At 64.1% G+C, this 16,622-nt stretch carries 20 protein-coding genes and 1 pseudogene; 12 read left to right on the top strand and 9 right to left on the bottom strand.

Going from position 1 to position 16,622, the window contains the following annotated elements; genetic code table 11:
- Positions 1-262 (top strand): annotated as a pseudogene (locus tag PGX04_RS12930) (NAD(P)H-dependent oxidoreductase); the annotation flags it as partial.
- 38 nt (positions 263-300) lie between these two features.
- On the opposite strand, the gene gpmI reads toward PGX04_RS12930, so the two are convergent.
- The 3 genes from gpmI to PGX04_RS12915 all read right to left on the bottom strand — a co-directional run bounded on the left by gpmI (position 301) and on the right by PGX04_RS12915 (position 4,131).
- On the bottom strand, positions 301-1,869 hold the full coding sequence (gene gpmI, locus PGX04_RS12925) for a 2,3-bisphosphoglycerate-independent phosphoglycerate mutase (protein WP_273738881.1): 1,569 nt from the start codon (positions 1,867-1,869) through the stop codon (positions 301-303).
- 56 nt (positions 1,870-1,925) lie between these two features.
- Positions 1,926-3,479, bottom strand: coding sequence for an HTTM domain-containing protein (locus PGX04_RS12920; RefSeq protein ID WP_273738880.1), 1,554 nt, complete (start codon positions 3,477-3,479; stop codon positions 1,926-1,928).
- A 373-nt stretch (positions 3,480-3,852) separates the two neighbouring features.
- Entirely contained in the window at positions 3,853-4,131 is a 279-nt protein-coding gene (locus PGX04_RS12915) for a hypothetical protein (RefSeq protein WP_273738879.1), read from the bottom strand.
- Between the two features lie 126 nt (positions 4,132-4,257).
- Here PGX04_RS12915 and PGX04_RS12910 point away from each other — a divergent pair, with 126 nt between their 5' ends.
- Positions 4,258-5,535, top strand: coding sequence for a DNA double-strand break repair nuclease NurA (locus PGX04_RS12910; protein ID WP_273738878.1), 1,278 nt, complete (start codon positions 4,258-4,260; stop codon positions 5,533-5,535).
- Between the two features lie 40 nt (positions 5,536-5,575).
- Here PGX04_RS12910 and PGX04_RS12905 read toward each other — a convergent pair whose 3' ends face one another.
- Positions 5,576-6,115 carry a hypothetical protein gene (locus tag PGX04_RS12905; RefSeq protein ID WP_273738877.1) on the bottom strand — a complete coding sequence of 180 codons (540 nt, stop codon included), beginning with the start codon at positions 6,113-6,115 and terminating at the stop codon, positions 5,576-5,578.
- The gene (locus tag PGX04_RS12900) at positions 6,090-6,347 is read right to left on the bottom strand and encodes a DUF1059 domain-containing protein (protein ID WP_273738876.1); all 258 of its coding nucleotides are present in this window, start codon (positions 6,345-6,347) and stop codon (positions 6,090-6,092) included. Before PGX04_RS12900 ends, PGX04_RS12905 begins: the two co-directional genes overlap by 26 nt.
- Before the next feature lie 58 nt (positions 6,348-6,405).
- On the opposite strand from PGX04_RS12900, the gene PGX04_RS12895 reads away from it, so the two are divergent.
- Complete coding sequence (locus PGX04_RS12895) at positions 6,406-6,615, top strand: hypothetical protein (protein WP_273738875.1); 210 nt, start codon at positions 6,406-6,408, stop codon at positions 6,613-6,615.
- Here PGX04_RS12895 and PGX04_RS12890 read toward each other — a convergent pair.
- Positions 6,605-7,414: a helix-turn-helix transcriptional regulator gene (locus PGX04_RS12890; RefSeq protein WP_273738874.1), complete on the bottom strand. Its 810-nt coding sequence runs from the start codon at positions 7,412-7,414 to the stop codon at positions 6,605-6,607. The genes PGX04_RS12895 and PGX04_RS12890 overlap by 11 nt on opposite strands.
- 130 nt (positions 7,415-7,544) lie before the next feature.
- Positions 7,545-7,877, bottom strand: a complete 333-nt coding sequence (locus PGX04_RS12885; RefSeq protein ID WP_273738873.1) for a DUF7113 family protein — start codon at positions 7,875-7,877, stop codon at positions 7,545-7,547.
- Between the two features lie 432 nt (positions 7,878-8,309).
- On the opposite strand from PGX04_RS12885, the gene PGX04_RS12880 reads away from it, so the two are divergent.
- The 5 genes from PGX04_RS12880 (at position 8,310) to PGX04_RS12860 (ending at position 12,657) form a co-directional block, all read left to right on the top strand.
- A complete protein-coding gene (locus tag PGX04_RS12880; protein WP_273738872.1) occupies positions 8,310-8,492 on the top strand; it encodes a hypothetical protein in 183 nt (60 codons plus the stop codon).
- A 219-nt stretch (positions 8,493-8,711) separates the two neighbouring features.
- Positions 8,712-9,332 (top strand): DUF7344 domain-containing protein, encoded by a 621-nt coding sequence (locus PGX04_RS12875; protein ID WP_273738871.1) that lies wholly within the window; start codon positions 8,712-8,714, stop codon positions 9,330-9,332.
- A 120-nt stretch (positions 9,333-9,452) separates the two neighbouring features.
- The gene (locus PGX04_RS12870) at positions 9,453-10,154 is read left to right on the top strand and encodes a cohesin domain-containing protein (protein WP_273738870.1); all 702 of its coding nucleotides are present in this window, start codon (positions 9,453-9,455) and stop codon (positions 10,152-10,154) included.
- Between the two features lie 56 nt (positions 10,155-10,210).
- Entirely contained in the window at positions 10,211-12,109 is a 1,899-nt protein-coding gene (locus PGX04_RS12865; protein ID WP_273738869.1) for an ATP-binding protein, read from the top strand.
- Positions 12,110-12,228: 119 nt separating this feature from the next.
- Positions 12,229-12,657, top strand: coding sequence for a DUF6069 family protein (locus PGX04_RS12860; RefSeq protein ID WP_273738868.1), 429 nt, complete (start codon positions 12,229-12,231; stop codon positions 12,655-12,657).
- 9 nt (positions 12,658-12,666) lie between these two features.
- Here PGX04_RS12860 and PGX04_RS12855 read toward each other — a convergent pair whose 3' ends face one another.
- The gene (locus PGX04_RS12855) at positions 12,667-12,987 is read right to left on the bottom strand and encodes a hypothetical protein (protein ID WP_273738867.1); all 321 of its coding nucleotides are present in this window, start codon (positions 12,985-12,987) and stop codon (positions 12,667-12,669) included.
- 278 nt (positions 12,988-13,265) lie between these two features.
- A complete protein-coding gene (locus PGX04_RS12850; protein ID WP_273738866.1) occupies positions 13,266-14,225 on the bottom strand; it encodes a formyltetrahydrofolate deformylase in 960 nt (319 codons plus the stop codon).
- Positions 14,226-14,751: 526 nt separating this feature from the next.
- Between PGX04_RS12850 and PGX04_RS12845 the strand changes: the two genes are divergently transcribed.
- The 4 genes from PGX04_RS12845 to PGX04_RS12830 form a co-directional block, all read left to right on the top strand.
- Entirely contained in the window at positions 14,752-15,066 is a 315-nt protein-coding gene (locus tag PGX04_RS12845; protein ID WP_273738865.1) for a HalOD1 output domain-containing protein, read from the top strand.
- A gap of 157 nt (positions 15,067-15,223) precedes the next feature.
- Positions 15,224-15,475: a phosphoribosylformylglycinamidine synthase subunit PurS gene (purS, locus tag PGX04_RS12840; protein ID WP_273738864.1), complete on the top strand. Its 252-nt coding sequence runs from the start codon at positions 15,224-15,226 to the stop codon at positions 15,473-15,475.
- Between the two features lie 118 nt (positions 15,476-15,593).
- Entirely contained in the window at positions 15,594-16,274 is a 681-nt protein-coding gene (gene purQ, locus PGX04_RS12835; protein WP_273738863.1) for a phosphoribosylformylglycinamidine synthase I, read from the top strand.
- Positions 16,275-16,404: 130 nt separating this feature from the next.
- Positions 16,405-16,622: hypothetical protein (locus PGX04_RS12830; RefSeq protein WP_273738862.1), on the top strand; the 218-nt coding region annotated here is incomplete at its 3' end.

The raw sequence follows: 16,622 nt of genomic DNA, 5'->3' as shown, positions 1-16,622 counted from the left end.
CATCGACGGCGCCGCGACGGTGGCGATGGCGGCCGCGATACTCGCGAGCCTGACGGCGATCGTCTGGGCAGCGCTGGGTGTCGCTGACAGCGCCTACGGACCGCTCGTCCTCCTCAGCGTGCCCCACGCGTTCGGGATCGTCTGGCTCCTGCAGAACCGACTGTCAGATCGGACGGAACCCGTCCGCATCGACGGACTGATGGTCGCCTCGCTGAGTTTTCTGTGCTGGTTCGGCGTCGTGCCGTTGCTCAATCTCGCATAAGACGAATCGCGTAAAACCGAATCGTAGCAGCCCCGCGATTACTCCAGCAGCGACTCGCCGGTCATCTCGGGGGGCTGGTCGAGGTCGATTACCTCGAGCATCGTCGGCGCGATGTCGGCGAGGGTGCCACCCTCGCGGACCGTCCGCCCCCCTGCAGTGCCGTCAGGAGCGACGTAAACGAGCGGGACGAGGTTGTACGTGTGCGCAGTGTGGGGATCCTCTTCGGTCCCCATGTCGTCGGCGTTGCCGTGATCGGCAGTGATGAGGACGTGTGCGCCGGCGTCCTCGAGCGTCTCCACCAGGCGGCCCAGTTGCGCGTCGACGGCTTCGACGGCCGCGATCGCGGCCTCGTAGTCGCCGGTGTGGCCGACCATGTCCGGGTTGGCGTAGTTGAGCACGAGCACGTCGGGGTCCGCCGACTCGATTGTCTCGATGGCCGTGTCCGTCACTTCGGGCGCGCTCATCTCCGGCTGCAGGTCGTAGGTCGGTACGTCGGGGCTCTCGACGATCTTCCGAATTTCGCCGTCGAACTCGACCTCGCGGCCGCCGTTGAGGAAGTAGGTGACGTGGGCGTACTTCTCGGATTCCGCGATCCGGAGCTGCGTTCGACCCGCGTCGGCCAGCACCTCGCCCAGCACCTGTTCGGGCTGGTTCGGCGGGTAGGCCACGGGGAGGTCGAACGTCTCGTCGTACTGGGTCAGCATGACGACTTCCGCGTCCGGCGGGTTCGTCTCGAACGCGTCCGCCCAGTCACCGGGTCGGATATCGGCGAGCATCCGGGTCAGCTGCCGGGCGCGGTCGGATCGAAAGTTGAACCAGACGACCGAATCGCCGTCCTCGAGCGCCGGCCCGCCCTGCTCACGGCTTCGCCGTTCGCTCTCCGAGGCGCTACGCGCCTCGCTCGCTATCACGGTCGGCTCGACGAATTCGTCGGTCTCGCCGCGGTCGTACGATTCCTCGACGGCGTCGACGGCCGACTCGGCGGTCCACTCGGCCTCGCGGTTCACGATGGCGTCGTAGGCTCGCTTCGTCCGCTCCCAGTTCTGGTCGCGGTCCATCGCGTAGTACCGGCCCGAGACTGTCGCGACGTCGCCCGTGCCGTGGTCGGCGACGACGTCCTCGAGCGTCTCGAGATACTCGCGACCGCCGGTCGGCGAGGTATCCCGGCCGTCGGTGATCGCGTGGGTGACCGCCTCGACGTCGCGGTCGGCCGCCAGTCTGATCAGCGCGTGGAGGTGTTCGTGATCTGAGTGCACCCCGCCGTCGCTGACGAGGCCGAGAAAGTGGACGCGGCCGTCGTTCTCGCGGGCTCGCTCGAACGCCGTATTGATCGCGTCGTTCTCCCGAAAGGAGCCATCGGCGATCGAATCAGAAATTCGGGTGTACTCCTGATAGACGACTCGTCCCGCACCGATGTTGAGGTGGCCGACCTCGCTGTTGCCCATCTGGCCGTCCGGCAGGCCGACGCGTCGGCCCGCGACCTCGAGCCGTCCGTACGCGCCCGATTCCGCTAGTCGATCGAAGACCGGCGTCTCGGCCGCGGCGACCGCGTCCCTGCCGCCGTTACCGAGCCCCCAGCCGTCGAGGACGATCAGCGCAGCTTCCATGTCTGTTCGGATTCCGGCGCAGCCTAACTACCTGTCGTTGTCCGCCGAGATGACGATCAATCGTTCTGGATAAACTCGCCCGAGCAGTCGTACTCGAGCAGTTCGTACTTCGCGATGTCCGGCTCCTCGTACGGGGCGGCTTTATCGGTCAGCCCGTAGACGGTAACCCGCTCGACGCCTATTTCGTGGGAGGCGTTCCACTGCCCACACAGGTAGTTGGCGTAGTACGAGCGGTGGTTTTCGTTGTCGGCGTATCGCATGTTTGAGACGTACTTGCGCCACCGGGCCGTCTCGTGGGTGTTTTCGACGGACGGTGGTCTGTCCCAGTCGACGGCCGAGCCCTGGTAGACATCGATTTTCTCACCGTTTTCGAGCTCACTGGGAACGACGAGCCATCGAGCGTCGGAGGTCGGATCCGGTGCGAACATCCGCCAACTCTGGCCGGCGTGGGCCGTATCGAGGACGTTTTCGGCGGGGTCAGGAACCTCAGTGTAATCGACCGCTTCGGCATTCGAGAGCACGACGAGCGCGAGGAAGAGCCACGGCACGATCGTCGAGAACAGGACGTGACTACGGGACGTGACGGCAGTCAGCGAGGGTAACGGATCCCGATCCGCCGGGAGCAACGGGAGCGAGAGTCGCGGCGCGTTCCGCTGAAGTCGCGTCATACCGCGACGGAGAGACGACGAGAGTCCGACTCGAGCTCCCACCGTCTCCAACCGATCCCAGACGACCGACGGATAGAACAGGATCAGTCCGGCGACGGAGATGAGCGGAAAGATCCCGATTTTGAGCATGACGAGCATGCCGAGGTGCATGCCGACGAAGCAGGACGCGAGTGTCGCCCGTCGGTAGCCGGTCAGTACGAGGAGCAGCGGCGAGAGGAGGATGAGCGTCATCCAGACGTATGAGGCGACGCGCAACAGGAGAAACTGCTCAGCGATGACGTTCCCGAGCAGGATCGTGAGGTGATCGGCCTGGAAGACCTCGATCAGCGCGTCACCGCCCATCCACACGTCGCTTCTGGTCTTGTGGATGGCGTTCGTCACGTACATGAGTAACATCTGCAACAGCACTGCCATCGTTCCGATGGAGGCCACCGTCGACCGATCCCGATCGCTTCGGCGGGCATCGATCGACCAGCGCTCTCCGAGGGGGAGAAAGACGCCCCAGAAGAGGAGCATCCGCAATAGGACGTCGCCGCTGTTCAGCAGCATCGGGTTGCGAACGTGCAACGAGACCAGCAGGAGCCACGAGACGACCGTCGCGAACCGGGTTCGGTAGCCGACGACCAGGGAGAGGCCGACGACGCCGGCGGCGAGAAACAGGAGCGCCTGTACCCACGCCGCTCCGGAGATTGCGTGGAGAGAGTAGACGGGCGAGTAGTCCGAAAACAGCGCCTCGAGCGGAAGCACGCCGGCGTCCGTATAGAAGGCCGTGAGGTTCCGGGACCGAAGTAGCAGATCGATAATAACCAGCATTCCGACTGCGATACGGAACGCGGCGAGCGCTCGCAGGTCGATTTCGAACCGGCGTGTGACCGATTGCGAGCTGCTATCCAGTGCGTTCGACAATCGATTCCGCACGGTGGTGGGGAGGGTTTGATCCATCGTCTACTCTCGATCGTTCGCTCTCGGGGGTACTGTCTAGATAAGGGAAACCGCAAGACAGGACGACAATGAAGTGACGGTATCGGTTGTGAAATTACCATCTATGATTTAACATAAAGAGACCCTGTTCCACGAGCAGCGAAAATTCGGCTGCTTCAGCAAACGTCCCATAAACAGTAATGGTCCCAGATCCCATCGGTGTTGCTTCGACAGACGCTGAAACGGCGTTTGACGTTAGAATCGCTTAACTAGACAGTGCCCTCTCGGGTCTCGTGTCGACCTGCATAAGTTTGTTGTATGCTGAAATCTCTATTCGTGTGGCCGTGTCGCTCGTCGCTGTCGGTCGAAGTAAGAGAGCGGTCGCCGACCGCCGTCAGTGCGACGACCGAGTCGCGTCCCCGTCGTGGTCGAACGTCGCACCGCAGTCGCCACAGGTGGTCCCCTTCCCGGGTTTCACTCGCTGTGCGAACACGGCACCGCACTCGTCACAGATCATGAACAGGCGGTGTTCGGGCGCGACGCCCGCTTCGAATTCGGCGCGAATCCAGGCCTCCGGGTTTCCCTCCTCGAAGAGGGTGACCCCGGACGCGGTCGCTCGCCAGTTGATCGCACGGTCGTCGCGGGTGATGGCAGCCGGCTCTCGCTCGGACATCGAGTTAGCTGTGGTCTCGAGGTACCCATATATACGTTTTCTGATACTATTTTACTCGCGGCCGAGTTATCGTTCACTCGACCGGCGATCACTGCCTTTTTGCGGGTCGGGTGGGAGCCCCCTGCCATGACGCTCGATCCGGTCCACTTCGACGGCATCGCGCGGCTCGCAGGGCGGATCGATCACGGCACCGACGAGCGCGACCGCCGCGCCTTCGCCGAGACGGTCTGGGCGGAGTTCCTCGACCCGCTGGTTCACGACGGACGGACGGTTCTGGAGCCGGTCGACGAGCGGGCGCGACGGCTGGTCGACTGCGAGGCGATCGCACTGGACGACCGCGAGTTCCCGACCGAACACGGCCTTGACGCGGGGACGATCAACCCGACGACGTTCAAGAACGGGCTCGTCATCGACATCGCGCAGGCGGCGATGAGCGCGACCCCGAGCGATCTCGACCTCCACCGGTCGCGAACGACCGTGATGACGGTCCACTCCAACGACGAGACGATGACCGTCGACGAGACGTGGGGGAAGTTCGACGCGGGATACAGCCGGAGTCGCGCGGTGAAGATCCCGCCGTTGCCGCGGTTCGCCGAGGGCGTCGTCCACGCGCTGGCGCTGTACCTCGCCGAGAGCACGCACGCTCGCGACCACGCCGACGCGGTGTCGGACCTGCTCGTTCTCGACGGTCCGCTGTACCCGCGGGGACTGCTGCGCTGGGCCGACCAGCACCCCGACCTCGCCGATTTCCTGCTCGACGATCCGCGACCGACGACGGTCCTCGAGAACTACGTCCGGCTGGTCGAGACGTTCGTCGACCGGGCGGTCCCGCTCGTCGGTTTCGTCAAGAATCCCGCGACGCGCGTCCTCACGCGGACGCTGAAGTCCAAACGCGACGTCGATCTCAGCGTCCCGTGGAGCGACGACTCGGCGCTCTTCACTCGCCTGCTCGAGCGCGGCGAGTACGTCGACGACGTCGAGGGAGATCGCTGGGAACGGGACACGTCGGCGCTCACCTACACGAACTGGTTCCGGTCTCGAGGCGGCGTCGACCGGCCGCTGTCGGCCGAGGGAGACGCGCTCGGCGTCGAACGACGCCTCGAGCGCGAGGCCTACGAGGTCACTTTCTTCGTCGTTTACGATCCGCGCGACGACCTCTGCTATCGGATCGAGGCCCCCTACGCATTCACGAGGGATCCGGAGACGCGCGAGCGGCTGACGATGCAACTGTTACAGAACGTCGCCGTCGCCCACGGACCGCCGACGATCGTCGCGAAAGCCGACGAACTCGCCCGGATCAGTAACGCCGAGAAGGCGTCGCTCCGCGAGACGCTCGAGGACCGCTTCGACGCGGCGCAGGATCGGACCTACGACGATCATCGGTGGGACGAACAGCCCTATTAAACGGCGCGTAACTGCAACCATCGAAAAAGAGAACGTGTCACTAGGCCTCGGTATTCCCGCCGGTTTCCGCCAGCTGGGGTTCGGATCGGACTCCTCGGTAGGCGAGGACGGCCCCCACCACGAACACGATCGTTGCGAGGTAGATGGGCCCGAGGTGGGTCACCCAGTCGTGGGCGAAGAGATCGGCGTAGTGCATCGGGAGCGCGAGGGCCAGCCCGATCACCGCGGCGACGATCGCCGTCGCCCACGCCCACAGTTGCCCGCTCCGGACGCCGTACCACGCGAGCGCCGCGATCGCGATCCCGGTGGCGATGATAAACGCCGCAGTCGCGACGTGGAGATGGTTGATGTAGTGCATGATCGCGGGATCGATCGCGTCGAGCTCCGCCGGGGTGACCCCGTTCAGGGTCGCGACGCCGAGTTCGAATCCGGTGCCGAAGAACGTCCTGGCGAGGAAGACGACGCCGTACCCGACGAAGGCGACGCCCGCGAGCGCCATCATGAGGGATCCGATCCGCAGCCCCCGGCCGGGCTCGTAGTCGGCCTCGTGTCGCTCAGCCGTCGTTCTGTTCAGACTCATCGGTCTCCCCCGTCTCGATTTCGACCTCGACTTCGTTCACGTGTTGTTCCTCGATCTCCTCGAGCGTGTACGCTTTTCCGTGCTGTTCTCTGACGTGGTCTCGCGTGATTTCCAGCAGGCGTTCCCTGTCGTCCGCCTCGGTACGCATGCGGAAGACACAGCCCGAAACCGCCGTCTCACACGCTACTTCTAGTGCCGCCGTCCTGTTTTCCGTTTGCAGATCGTTGGTCATGGTCTCGTTTTCGCCTCCCGGCGAGAGACTACGATGCGGAGGATCGTGTAGGCATCCGATGGGTTTCGCGCAGCGGGTGATTCCCGTGCGGACGCTGACCGGCGATCACCGGCCGAAAGCGAGCGGCATATCGGCACTCCGGATCGCCCTTTCGGTCGAGAATAGCGTCCCCTCGAGCGTCGACCGTCGATGCGGGTACCGAAGCCGCCGGACCGTCTTCGAGTGGCTCTGCGGTCGACTCGCCGGTCGCTCTGTGGTCACTCCGTAGTCGATTCGGGAACGAGCGGTCGAGAGTCGCGCCGATAGTACTCGTACGTCGATTCCGCCCATTCGCGCGTTTCCGGTGCGTCGGTATCGATCAATGCCCGAACCGTCCCGCTGTCGGGACTGTGGCCACTGATCCCGATTCGCTGATCGAAGAGAGCGATTCCGTACGGCGGCACGTCGTCGTGGACTCGGACCGCGAGATTCCCGCTTGCAACCGGCTCGGAACAGTGCTCCGGGTAGGCCGAGAGGATGTGTCTGGCGGCACGCGGCGGATCGATGATCTCCGTTCGCATCCCGTCGACGATTCGTCGAGCGAGTTCGTCCTTACACGGCTCGAGCAAACCCAAATCGAACCCGACGAACCGAAACCGGTCCGTCTCCCGGAGCAGTTCCACGAATCGATTCACCGGGCGGTACGGATCGTCGGTCCGGGCGGCCGTCACGACCGCATCGGACCCCATCTCGATCGAGAAGCCGCTCGCCTCGATCGGCAGCCACTGCCAGACGTCGCGGAGCTTCCGCTCGGTCTCGAGGCGGTCGATCAGTTCCCGCATTCCCGACGCGACGAACCCGCCCAGCTGTGTCGCCTCGTACTGGTGTCCCTCTCTCCTGATCCAGCGTCGCTCTTCGAACTCTCGGAGGGTACGCCCGACCGTGGACCGTGAAACCCCGGTCAGCTCCCGGAGGTCGGTCCGGCTCTGCGGACGCGTGGCCAGTGCATTGAGTGCGGCGACGCGGTGGTCCGAGCGCGCGAGGAACTCGATATCGTCGAGCGGCGAATTTTTGCCTCTGCTTATCATGGTATTCATACGCACGCGAGTAGCATAGCTATAGTCCTCGATACGGCGACCGACGGTATACTGTGGAACGCCACGTATCGCTCGAGGATATCACTACAGGAGACGACAACCGGACTCCACGGGCCGAGTATTAGCCGTCGTTTTTCTCGACCTCGAGGGTGACGTCGTCGGGGTCGATTCCGATCCGGGCGAACTGCGTCCGGACGTGTTCCCTGGCTCCCTCGACGGCCTGTTCGCGGGTGTCGAAGCCGCGGGGCATGGGTGACTCGAAGGCGAGATTCACCTCCCGACCGTCGACCAGCTGGGTCGACCCCCCGCTGTCGACCTCGTAGAACTCGTCACAGACCCAGACGTACGCGGCGTCTTCGTCGGGTGCGCCGCGGAACGAGGGGGCTCGTTCGCCCCGTTCGTACAGCGTGCCGGTGAGCTCCGTCCCGCCGGCACGACCGCGTACCAGAAGCATACGATATCGTACGTCTCGAGGACGCAAAAATACCGTGCTATCCACCGTGCGATGAGAATTATCGCGGCGGCCGGACGGCGCACACACCCGACCGCGCAACGGGAGCGCGGTTCGGAGCGATGCGCGGTTCGGAGCGCTGCGCGGTTCGGAGCGCTGCGCGGTTCGGAGCGAACAGAGTGAGCGAGAACCGCGGGGACGCGAACGGTGAGTGAAACGAACCGTGAGCGAACAGAGTGAGCAAGCACCGCGGACTATAGTAGCCACTGCAAGTCACTGCACACCTGATCGCGCGACTACTGTGCGATCAGTGTCTGAATCGTTTCAGTTGGTCCTATCTGTGATCGGTATCTCCGACAAACAGCGAGGGTTGTACGGGTCACCCGACCCGCGGTTGTTCGCTCGTTTCAGTCAGGACTCTCGGAACCGGTCACGGTGATTGAACTCGATGATCGCTCACCGACCGCGTCAGCCGACTCTCGCGCCGGCCGCGGGACGATTCCGCTGCACGCGCGAGCACTCGTCCGCGCGCTCTGGTTCGTCGTCCACTGCGGCAACTTCGTCGCCCTTCCAACGGTAATCGACGCCAAGGTGATCAGTATACTGATGGTACGATGAGAGTACGACGCGGCGGTTGTAGTATTCGAAACACGTTTTTATTCCTAGTAGGAAAAACTTCCACAAAAGTATATTTCCGTAACCAACGGAAATTTCCTATATCTTCCGTTGACGGCCAGTTCACTGGGTTACCGCATCGTTACGCGAGTAACAGTCGATTTTCCGGCCCAAATCGTTTTGGAAATGATCTTATCCCCATTGCAGAGGTTGGTATGAGTAATGAGTTCGGACGTACACCTCGGCGACGACATGCCCGATCCACTCTCCGACGTTCCGATGGAGAGTTACGAGATTCTTCGCCACCCCCGCCGACTTCGCATCCTCGAGGTCCTCGGGACCCGAGGAGCGCGGCTTTCCCTGCCGGAACTGACGACGGAACTGATCGACCGAACGGAACCCCCTCGCTCGAACGGACAGGCGCGACACGACGTTCGCATCAGCCTCGTCCACAATCACCTGCCGCGACTCGCGGACTACGAGATCGTCGACTGGGACGACGACGGCGTCGCGCTCGTGGACGAATCGCCGGTTCACCCCGCGGACCTCTCCGTCCTCCTCGAGCTGTGCGAGGCGGACCGTGCCGAGGGGCTGCTCGAAACCATCGTCGACCCCGTCCGGATGCGCCTGCTGGCCGCCCTCGAGGACGACGACCGCTCGCTTTCACTCGAGCAACTCGCCGCTCGTCTCAGCGCACGCGACGGGGGGCCGTTTTCCGATCCCGACCGGGCGGCGGTCGCACTGCACCACTCCCACCTCCCCGCGCTGTCGGACGTCGGCGTCGTCAACTACGATTACGAGTCGAAGGTGGTTACGCAGGACGATATCGTCTCGATCGTTTAATAGCCGTCGTCCGTCCGATCTTTACGCACTTTGACTCTATCCATCAGTCTGCACACCGTTCGCGTTTCGGTCGCCAGAACGGTACAGTGTTCCCGCTCCTCCGCGTAGGAAGGACGCAAAATGCCTCCCGAACGCGAGGACGGTGACCGCGATGTCCCGACGAGCGTCGCTCGCATCGCTGTCAGTATCGGTCTCGCCGTCCTGCTCGTTCTCTCGATGATGGGCGTCGTGGGAACGGCCGCCGCGATCGATCAGGTCGCGATCCTCTCGCCCGAGCAACGGACGGTCGAGGCCGCGCCCGGCGAGACGATCGAGATCGACGTCACCCTCCGGAGTCAGGGCGGCCACGGTGGCGAGGGCGTTTCGAGAGTCGCGCTGGTCGCTCAGTACCATCCCGACTCCGTCGAGGTCTCCGATATCGAACGAGGCCCGTGGCTCGAGGGTGAGGAGTCCGAGATTCGGACGACGGAGACGATCGCCCACGAGGAGGGACGGGCGGCCCTCGAGCAGCGCCGCGAGCCGGCTGCAGGCGGGACGTCCGGGTCAGGAACGATCGCGACGCTGACCGTTCAGGTTGCCGCGGACGCGCCTGCCGGCACGACGACGATTTCGTTCAACGAGACCGATGTAACCCTCACCGGCGACTGGCCGATCGCCGTCGTCGACGAATCCGTGACCATCGCGATCGACGGTGACGACGATGAGGCGGCCGAAAACGGAAGCAGTGGGCCGATTCCGGGTTTCACAGCCGGACTCGCGCTCGCGGCGATCGTGCTCGCGGCCCTCCTGTTAGTCGCCGCTCGTGACCGTCGCCGAGAATAAACAGTCCGGACAGCTGGAGGGAAACGCGTTTTAGGGATGGGCCGGATGGGGTTGGTATGAGCGATCTGGGAGACTTCGGCAGTTTTAACGCCGACGCCGATACCGAAGACGGCGTATCGGCTGACGCAGGCGGCTCGTCGCCGTCGTCCTCGGGTGAGACCGAATCGTCGACAACGAGTTCGACGGCTGACGGAACGAGTGCCGAGTTCGAACCGACGACCGTCGAACCGAGCGGCGACGACGTCGGCATCGGGGCGATCTGCGTCTCTCAGGGACTGCGCGTCGACGAGGACGGCGAGGACACGACGCTTCGCGCATACGTCACCCGGGGCAATCGCTCGTCGATTCGCATCGGGAGCTACCTGCTCGCACCGTACCCGGACGGCGAGACGCTGTTCTGTCGCATTACGGGGCTGGAGTACGCCCAGCAGTACCACGCCGACGACGCGACGGAGATCCACGCCCGACGGGCGATGCGGACCGACGAGATCGACGAGTCCGATTACAAGTTCGTCGCGAGCCTCGAGCCCATCGCCGTCCTTTACGACGACAGCACGGAGCAACGCTCCGCGAGCAACCGGACGCAGTCCGGCGACGACGGCGAACTCAAACGTCGGATGACCGACCGCGTGCCGAAACCGCAAACCGTGATCCGGCGGGCCGACGACACCGAGGAGATCAAGACCGGGTTGAAGATACCCGACGACGGCGTCTTCCTCGGCCATCTCTCGGTCGGCGGCGAGAAGGTGCGGACCGCGGCCACCCCGCCGACCATCGATTACCGGCTGAAAGACGAGTACGACGCGGGCGACCCGCTCGTCTTCCGCCACTCCCTGATCGCCGGCGGGACGGGGTCGGGGAAGACCCACGGCGCGAAGAACATTCTCCGTCAATACCTCGACGACGAGCGGACCTATCCGATGGACGACGGCCGCGAGGTCAGCCCCGCCGTCGTCCAGTTCGACCCGCAGGACGAGTACGCCCAGATGCACGACGACAATCCCGAGCTGGACGACGAGTTCGCGCGCCGCCTCGAGCGCGAGGACATCGCCTACGGCGGCCACGACGACACGACCGCCTTCGTCCCGAAGGTCGGCTCGGCGTCGTACGCCGCGGGCCACCACCGCGCCCAGCAGGTCGAGTTCACGATTCCGTTCGCGATGGTCCACGACAATCCGTGGCTGGTCGCGGGCAGCGGGTTGAACGACAACCAGTACGGCGCGCTCGTCAGCGTGCTCCTGCCGCGGTTCCGCAAACAGTACGGGAACGGCGGCACGTACGAGGAGTTCACCACCTTCCTCGACGACCCCGCGCTGCGCGAGGAGCTCGACGAGTCCGGTCGGGTCCACGAGGCGACCTTCGACGCGGTCCGGCGGCGCGTGCTCGGCTTCGGCCACGTCTTCGATCAGGACGCCCGGCCGATCACCGAGCTGGTCCACGAGTTCGTCCGCCCCGGCGGGCTCACCGTGGTCCCGACCTACCATATCAACGACACCCGAGCGACGGAGGCCATCGTCCTCGCGGTCTCCTCGCTCATCATCGACCAGAAGCTCTCGAACGACCCGGACTACGACCGGATCAAGGAGACGCCGCTCGTCCTCGGGATGGACGAGGCCCACAACTTCCTGACCGACGCCGACTCCGTGCAGGCGGGGAAGGTCATCAATAAGTTCACCGAGGCCGCCAAACAGGGCCGGAAAGAGCGCCTCGGCCTCTTTCTCATCACGCAGGACCCGCAGGATATTCACGACGCCGTGTTCAAACAGATCAACACGACAGTCGTGTTGAATCTCGGCGACAAGGAGGCCATCAAGAGCGTGAATATTCCCAGCAACCTCGAGTCCAAGGTCCCATACATGGAGAAGGGGCAGATGGTCGTCTACTCGCCCGATAATTCGGAACCGGTCGAACTGACCGGGCTTCCGAAGTGTCTGACCCGGCACGGGCGCGACTGAAAGCTTCGGCGCCGGGGAGGGCTCTCCGGACGAATGCTCTTCGAACGGCTGCTCGCGAAGTAGATCAATATGTGAACGTGTTCAGAATGCTTTTCGCCGTCCGAATTGCATACGCGGACATGGCTGCGGAAACGAACGCTTCGTCATCGTCCGGAACGGCCGCCGTGATAGAGCTCGCGCTATCGGGGGCGGTAGCGCTCGTCCTGTCGCTGCTCATCAACTGGCTCATCGTGTTCGGGGCGAACACCGGCGGCATCGCCCCTGAGCTGATGGCACTGAATTACGGCCCCGTTTCACTGTTTACTACCCTCGGCGTCGTCGGTGCGACCGTGACCTACGGCGTCCTCACGCGAGTCGCCGCCAACCCCGATCGACTGTTCGCAGCCGTCGCGGCGATCGTCCTCCTCCTCTCGTTGGTTCCTGATTTCACCGTCATCCCCGGTGAGCCCGGCGGAAGCCTCGTCGCCGGTGCTATCCTCGGCGGGATGCACGTCACGACGGCGGTCGTTTGCGTGGGAGCGCTCACCGACCTCCGGAAACGACGATAATCCCATCGTTTATCCGCTCGAGTCGCTCTCCGACTGCGGCTGATAGTACTGCTTGAGCCAGGTCGCCGGCCCTTCGAGACCGGAGAACAGCGTCCGGTGGTTGACGTTCAGCTGCTCGAGTTTGTCTCGGAACTCGAGGTTGCGATCGCCCGGGATGATGATCTTTCGGTAACAGTCGGGACGATCCTCGAGCCACTGATCGAGGACGAGTCGCGGATCCGACTGGAAGGAGAAAACGGCCGACTGGTCGACGATGCGGTCGTCGATCGCGGGCGATCGGAAGAACACGACGTACTCCTCGTCGGGTTCGCCGGCGTCGGGTGCCCACACTCCTGCCACAGTTCGTGGAGGTGGGAGACGTCGTTGAGATCACGTGTCGGTGCGAGACCGTCGCCATCGGGACGATCCTCGTTCATCTCGTACTCGAGGATCGCGTTCCAGAGGAGGTGCGTGTCGAGCATGTTTGTCTCCGTCATCTCGAGGACCGACTGGTAGTAGTCGGGCAAGTCGGCGTGCAGTTTCCGGTAGTCGACGGGGTCCAACAAACACCCCGGTGTCGTCGCGCAATCGGAGAAAGCGAACGCCAGGCCGACGGTATACCCGCGCAGCTACTGCTCCTTCGCGACCACGCTACCGATCCCGTCGACTGGCCGGTCGGGCGAGAACTCCTCGATTTCCTCGGGGAGACCGAGCTGGTAGTCGGTGCCGTTCTCTCGAACCGACGTTCGGCCGCGGTGGACCGAGACGTCACCGTTCAGGTGAAGCTGGACGGCCTCGAGCAGGGCGTCGGCCTCGAGGGGCTGGCCGCGGCGTTTCATCTCGTCGAGGTCGGCGTCGTCGGGGACGTCGAACGCGCGCTGGGTGATAATCGGCCCCTGATCGAGGTCGGTCGTCACGTAGTGGCCGGTGACGCCCGCGACCCGGACACCCTCCTCGACGGCCTGCCGGTAGGCTTCCGCGCCGGGGAACGCCGGCAGCAGCGAGGGGTGGACGTTGATGATTCGGTCCTCGTAGCGGAAGACGACGTTCGGACTGAGAATCCGCATGTACCGCGCGAGCACGATCAGGTCGACGTCGTACTCCGCGAGGAGTTCGAGCAACTGGTCTTCGTTTTGCTGGCCGCCCTCGTCGCCGATGTCGTGGAACGGCACGTCGTAGTGCTCGGCCAGCGGCTGGAGGTCGTCGTGATTGCCGATGACGACGCCGATGTCCGCACCGAGTTCGTCGTTGGCCCACGCCTCGAACAGCGCCTCGAGGCAGTGGCTTTCCTTCGTGACGAGGACGGCGATCTGTTGGTTCTCGCGGTCGGCGGGGAATCGAACCTGCACGTCGAGTCCGAGGTCGTCACCGAGGTCGCGGAGGTCGTTCCGAAGCGTGTCCTCCGTACAGACCATGTCGGCGGTGTCGACGGCGAGATACATCCGGAAGACGTCGTCGCGAACCGCCTGATCGAGGTCCTCGATGTTAATTCCGCGCTCGAACAGAAGGCTGGTCACCCGGGCAATGAGACCAGTGTCGTCGTCTCCGATCACCGTGATCTCAGTCACGTCGGTCGTCACCGCTGCCACCTCCGCTCGAGCGAGTGTCGCGTCATCACGACGAAACTCAGTCCACGAGCGGCTAAAAGTCCTGCTTTCCGTGGAGGTGCGTGAGAATCGCCCGCGAGGCGGGCTTCGGACGGCACAGTCGTCTCTGAAACGATGCGGAGAGTCCGTGAAGCTGACGGTCGGTTCCATCGCGGACGGTATGGTAATGAGGTGTCGACAACAGGCGCCGAGCGTCGTGTCGTCAGCACGTCGACAACCTATTTCCGCCTATCGAGCGCTGAAACGGTCGTCTATCACGGATCAGCGGCCGGTCATCGCACCGGTTCACTCACGGACGACTCGCCGCGGAAGGCACAGGTCTCAGTCACGACACCGCGTTCGTCAGACGTATGACGGACGGTCGCTGTCAGTCCCTCACCCCTCTCCTGAATTCGTTTATTTTGTCGTACAACGCGATGTAATATGTCTGACAGGGTTTTATGCCGGTTACTGTGGAACGATTTTTCAGTCACGCACAGTGACAGTCGCCAGCCGAAGGGTGAACACAATGACGGTAACACCACACGATCACAGCCAATCACGTATCGATCGCGACCGGGAGACGGCGTTCGTCTCACACGACTGGACGGGGACGGACTCGCTTACCAACACGATCGTCTCGACGGTCGCGGAGCTCTCGGGAATCGACCCGACAGAGGTAGACCGGCTCTACGATCGGATCAACCCGGAAAGCCTCGAGACGCTCTTCCAGCCGACGAACGGAACCGCGGGCCGCAACACCGGACAGGTATCGTTTCAGCTGGACGCGTACACGGTCACCGTCCACGCGACGGGAGACATCGTCGTCGCGCGAGTGACGTAACTCGGCCGTCGGGCGACCCCCATCGGCCACCGGGCGACTGCCGACCGGAAACCGGCGACGCGGTCCGTCCGCCGTCAGTAGCTCACCAGTATTCACGAACGTGCATTACGGGACCAAGGCGAAAGCGTTTTTGAGCACGGTTACGGGGTATCAGGTAATGACCGCCTACACCGCGACGGTGACGGTTCGACTCAAACGGGGCGTTCTCGATCCCGAGGCCGAGACCACGAAGCGAGCCCTCGAGCGGCTGGGCTTCGAACTCGAGGAGCTGCGGGCGGCCGACCGGTTCGAGGTCGACCTCGAGGCCGACTCGGCGGACGGCGCGCGCGAGCGAGCGGACGAGATGGCCGAACGACTGCTCGCGAACCCGACGATCCACGACTACGACGTGGAGGTCGACGAGCGGTAGATGACCGTCGCATATACACTGATCGAAACCGTCTGTCGTAACCCCACGGGGTGGCGACTGTGACGGTTTCGATCACGACGATCGAGTCCGTCGGCCGAAACACCGGGGGGTGTCGCCTGTGACGGTCTCGATCGTCCGCTTCGGCGGCTCGAACTGCGACCGCGACGCCGAACGCGCCCTCGCACACCTCGAGATCGACGCGGAAATCGTCTGGCACGAGGACGGGCTCCCCGAGGACACGACGGGGATCGTCCTTCCCGGCGGGTTCTCCTACGGCGATTACCTCCGCGCGGGGGCGATGGCGGCCCGCTCGCCGATTATGGCCGAGGTCCGCGAGGCAGCAGCGGACGGCGTTCCCGTGCTCGGCGTCTGTAACGGCGCACAGATCGGCTGCGAATCCGGTCTGACCGACGGTGCGTTCACGACCAACGAGAGCGCCCGCTTCCAGTGCGAACACGTCTTCCTGCGCGTCGAGCGCAACGACACGCCTTGGACCGCCGCCTACGACGAGGGCGAGGTCATCGAAGTCCCCATCGCTCACGGCGAGGGTCGCTACGAGATCGACGACGATCGACTGGCCGCCCTCGAGGACGAGGAACGGATCCTCTTCCGGTACTGCGACGAAAACGGCGAAACGGGCCCCGACGTGAACCCGAACGGGTCCAAGCACAACGTCGCCGGCATCCTCGGCGAGCGCGAGTCCGTCGCGGTGTTGATGCCCCACCCCGAGCGCGCGACCCTTCCCGACGTCGGTCCGACCGACGGGCAGGGAGTCCTCCGGGGTTTCGAATCGTCCTAACACGGTAGAGAACCACTGGGTCACCTATTTTCGAGAGCTACACGGGAGACAGCGGACGACGACTCAGCATCTGAGTCGAGTCGAACAGTAATAGTGTCGGCGTTCGTTGGTGTCGACTGGAATACAGGGAATGGGAACGGATACCCGACCGAGCGCCCGCATTATCGGCGCGACTGCCGATGCGGGAGCCGCCGTCGAACGCGCCCTCGAGGAGCGCGGCGTCGCGACCGAAACAGTTCGGTCGGCCGACGCGTGTCTGGCGCACCTCGAGAGCGTCGGCTGCGTCGTGATCGCCGGATCGGCCCGCGACGCTGACCCCGTCGAGTGCTGTCGGGCGATCCGAGAGCG

The organism is Natrinema soli (assembly GCF_028618695.1).
This window is presented reverse-complemented; position numbering and strand designations above follow the sequence as displayed.

Coding starts and splice junctions, on each gene's coding strand:
- PGX04_RS12895 (WP_273738875.1), top strand. CDS start 6,406: ATGGGTTTCGCGCAGCGGGTGATTCCCGTGCGGACGCTGACCGGCGAT.
- PGX04_RS12875 (WP_273738871.1), top strand. CDS start 8,712: ATGAGTTCGGACGTACACCTCGGCGACGACATGCCCGATCCACTCTCC.
- PGX04_RS12860 (WP_273738868.1), top strand. CDS start 12,229: ATGGCTGCGGAAACGAACGCTTCGTCATCGTCCGGAACGGCCGCCGTG.
- PGX04_RS12865 (WP_273738869.1), top strand. CDS start 10,211: ATGAGCGATCTGGGAGACTTCGGCAGTTTTAACGCCGACGCCGATACC.
- PGX04_RS12900 (WP_273738876.1), bottom strand. CDS start 6,347: ATGACCAACGATCTGCAAACGGAAAACAGGACGGCGGCACTAGAAGTA.
- PGX04_RS12915 (WP_273738879.1), bottom strand. CDS start 4,131: ATGTCCGAGCGAGAGCCGGCTGCCATCACCCGCGACGACCGTGCGATC.
- gpmI (WP_273738881.1), bottom strand. CDS start 1,869: ATGGAAGCTGCGCTGATCGTCCTCGACGGCTGGGGGCTCGGTAACGGC.
- PGX04_RS12890 (WP_273738874.1), bottom strand. CDS start 7,414: ATGATAAGCAGAGGCAAAAATTCGCCGCTCGACGATATCGAGTTCCTC.
- PGX04_RS12845 (WP_273738865.1), top strand. CDS start 14,752: ATGACGGTAACACCACACGATCACAGCCAATCACGTATCGATCGCGAC.
- PGX04_RS12910 (WP_273738878.1), top strand. CDS start 4,258: ATGACGCTCGATCCGGTCCACTTCGACGGCATCGCGCGGCTCGCAGGG.
- PGX04_RS12905 (WP_273738877.1), bottom strand. CDS start 6,115: ATGAGTCTGAACAGAACGACGGCTGAGCGACACGAGGCCGACTACGAG.
- PGX04_RS12870 (WP_273738870.1), top strand. CDS start 9,453: ATGCCTCCCGAACGCGAGGACGGTGACCGCGATGTCCCGACGAGCGTC.
- purS (WP_273738864.1), top strand. CDS start 15,224: ATGACCGCCTACACCGCGACGGTGACGGTTCGACTCAAACGGGGCGTT.
- PGX04_RS12885 (WP_273738873.1), bottom strand. CDS start 7,877: ATGCTTCTGGTACGCGGTCGTGCCGGCGGGACGGAGCTCACCGGCACG.
- PGX04_RS12920 (WP_273738880.1), bottom strand. CDS start 3,479: ATGGATCAAACCCTCCCCACCACCGTGCGGAATCGATTGTCGAACGCA.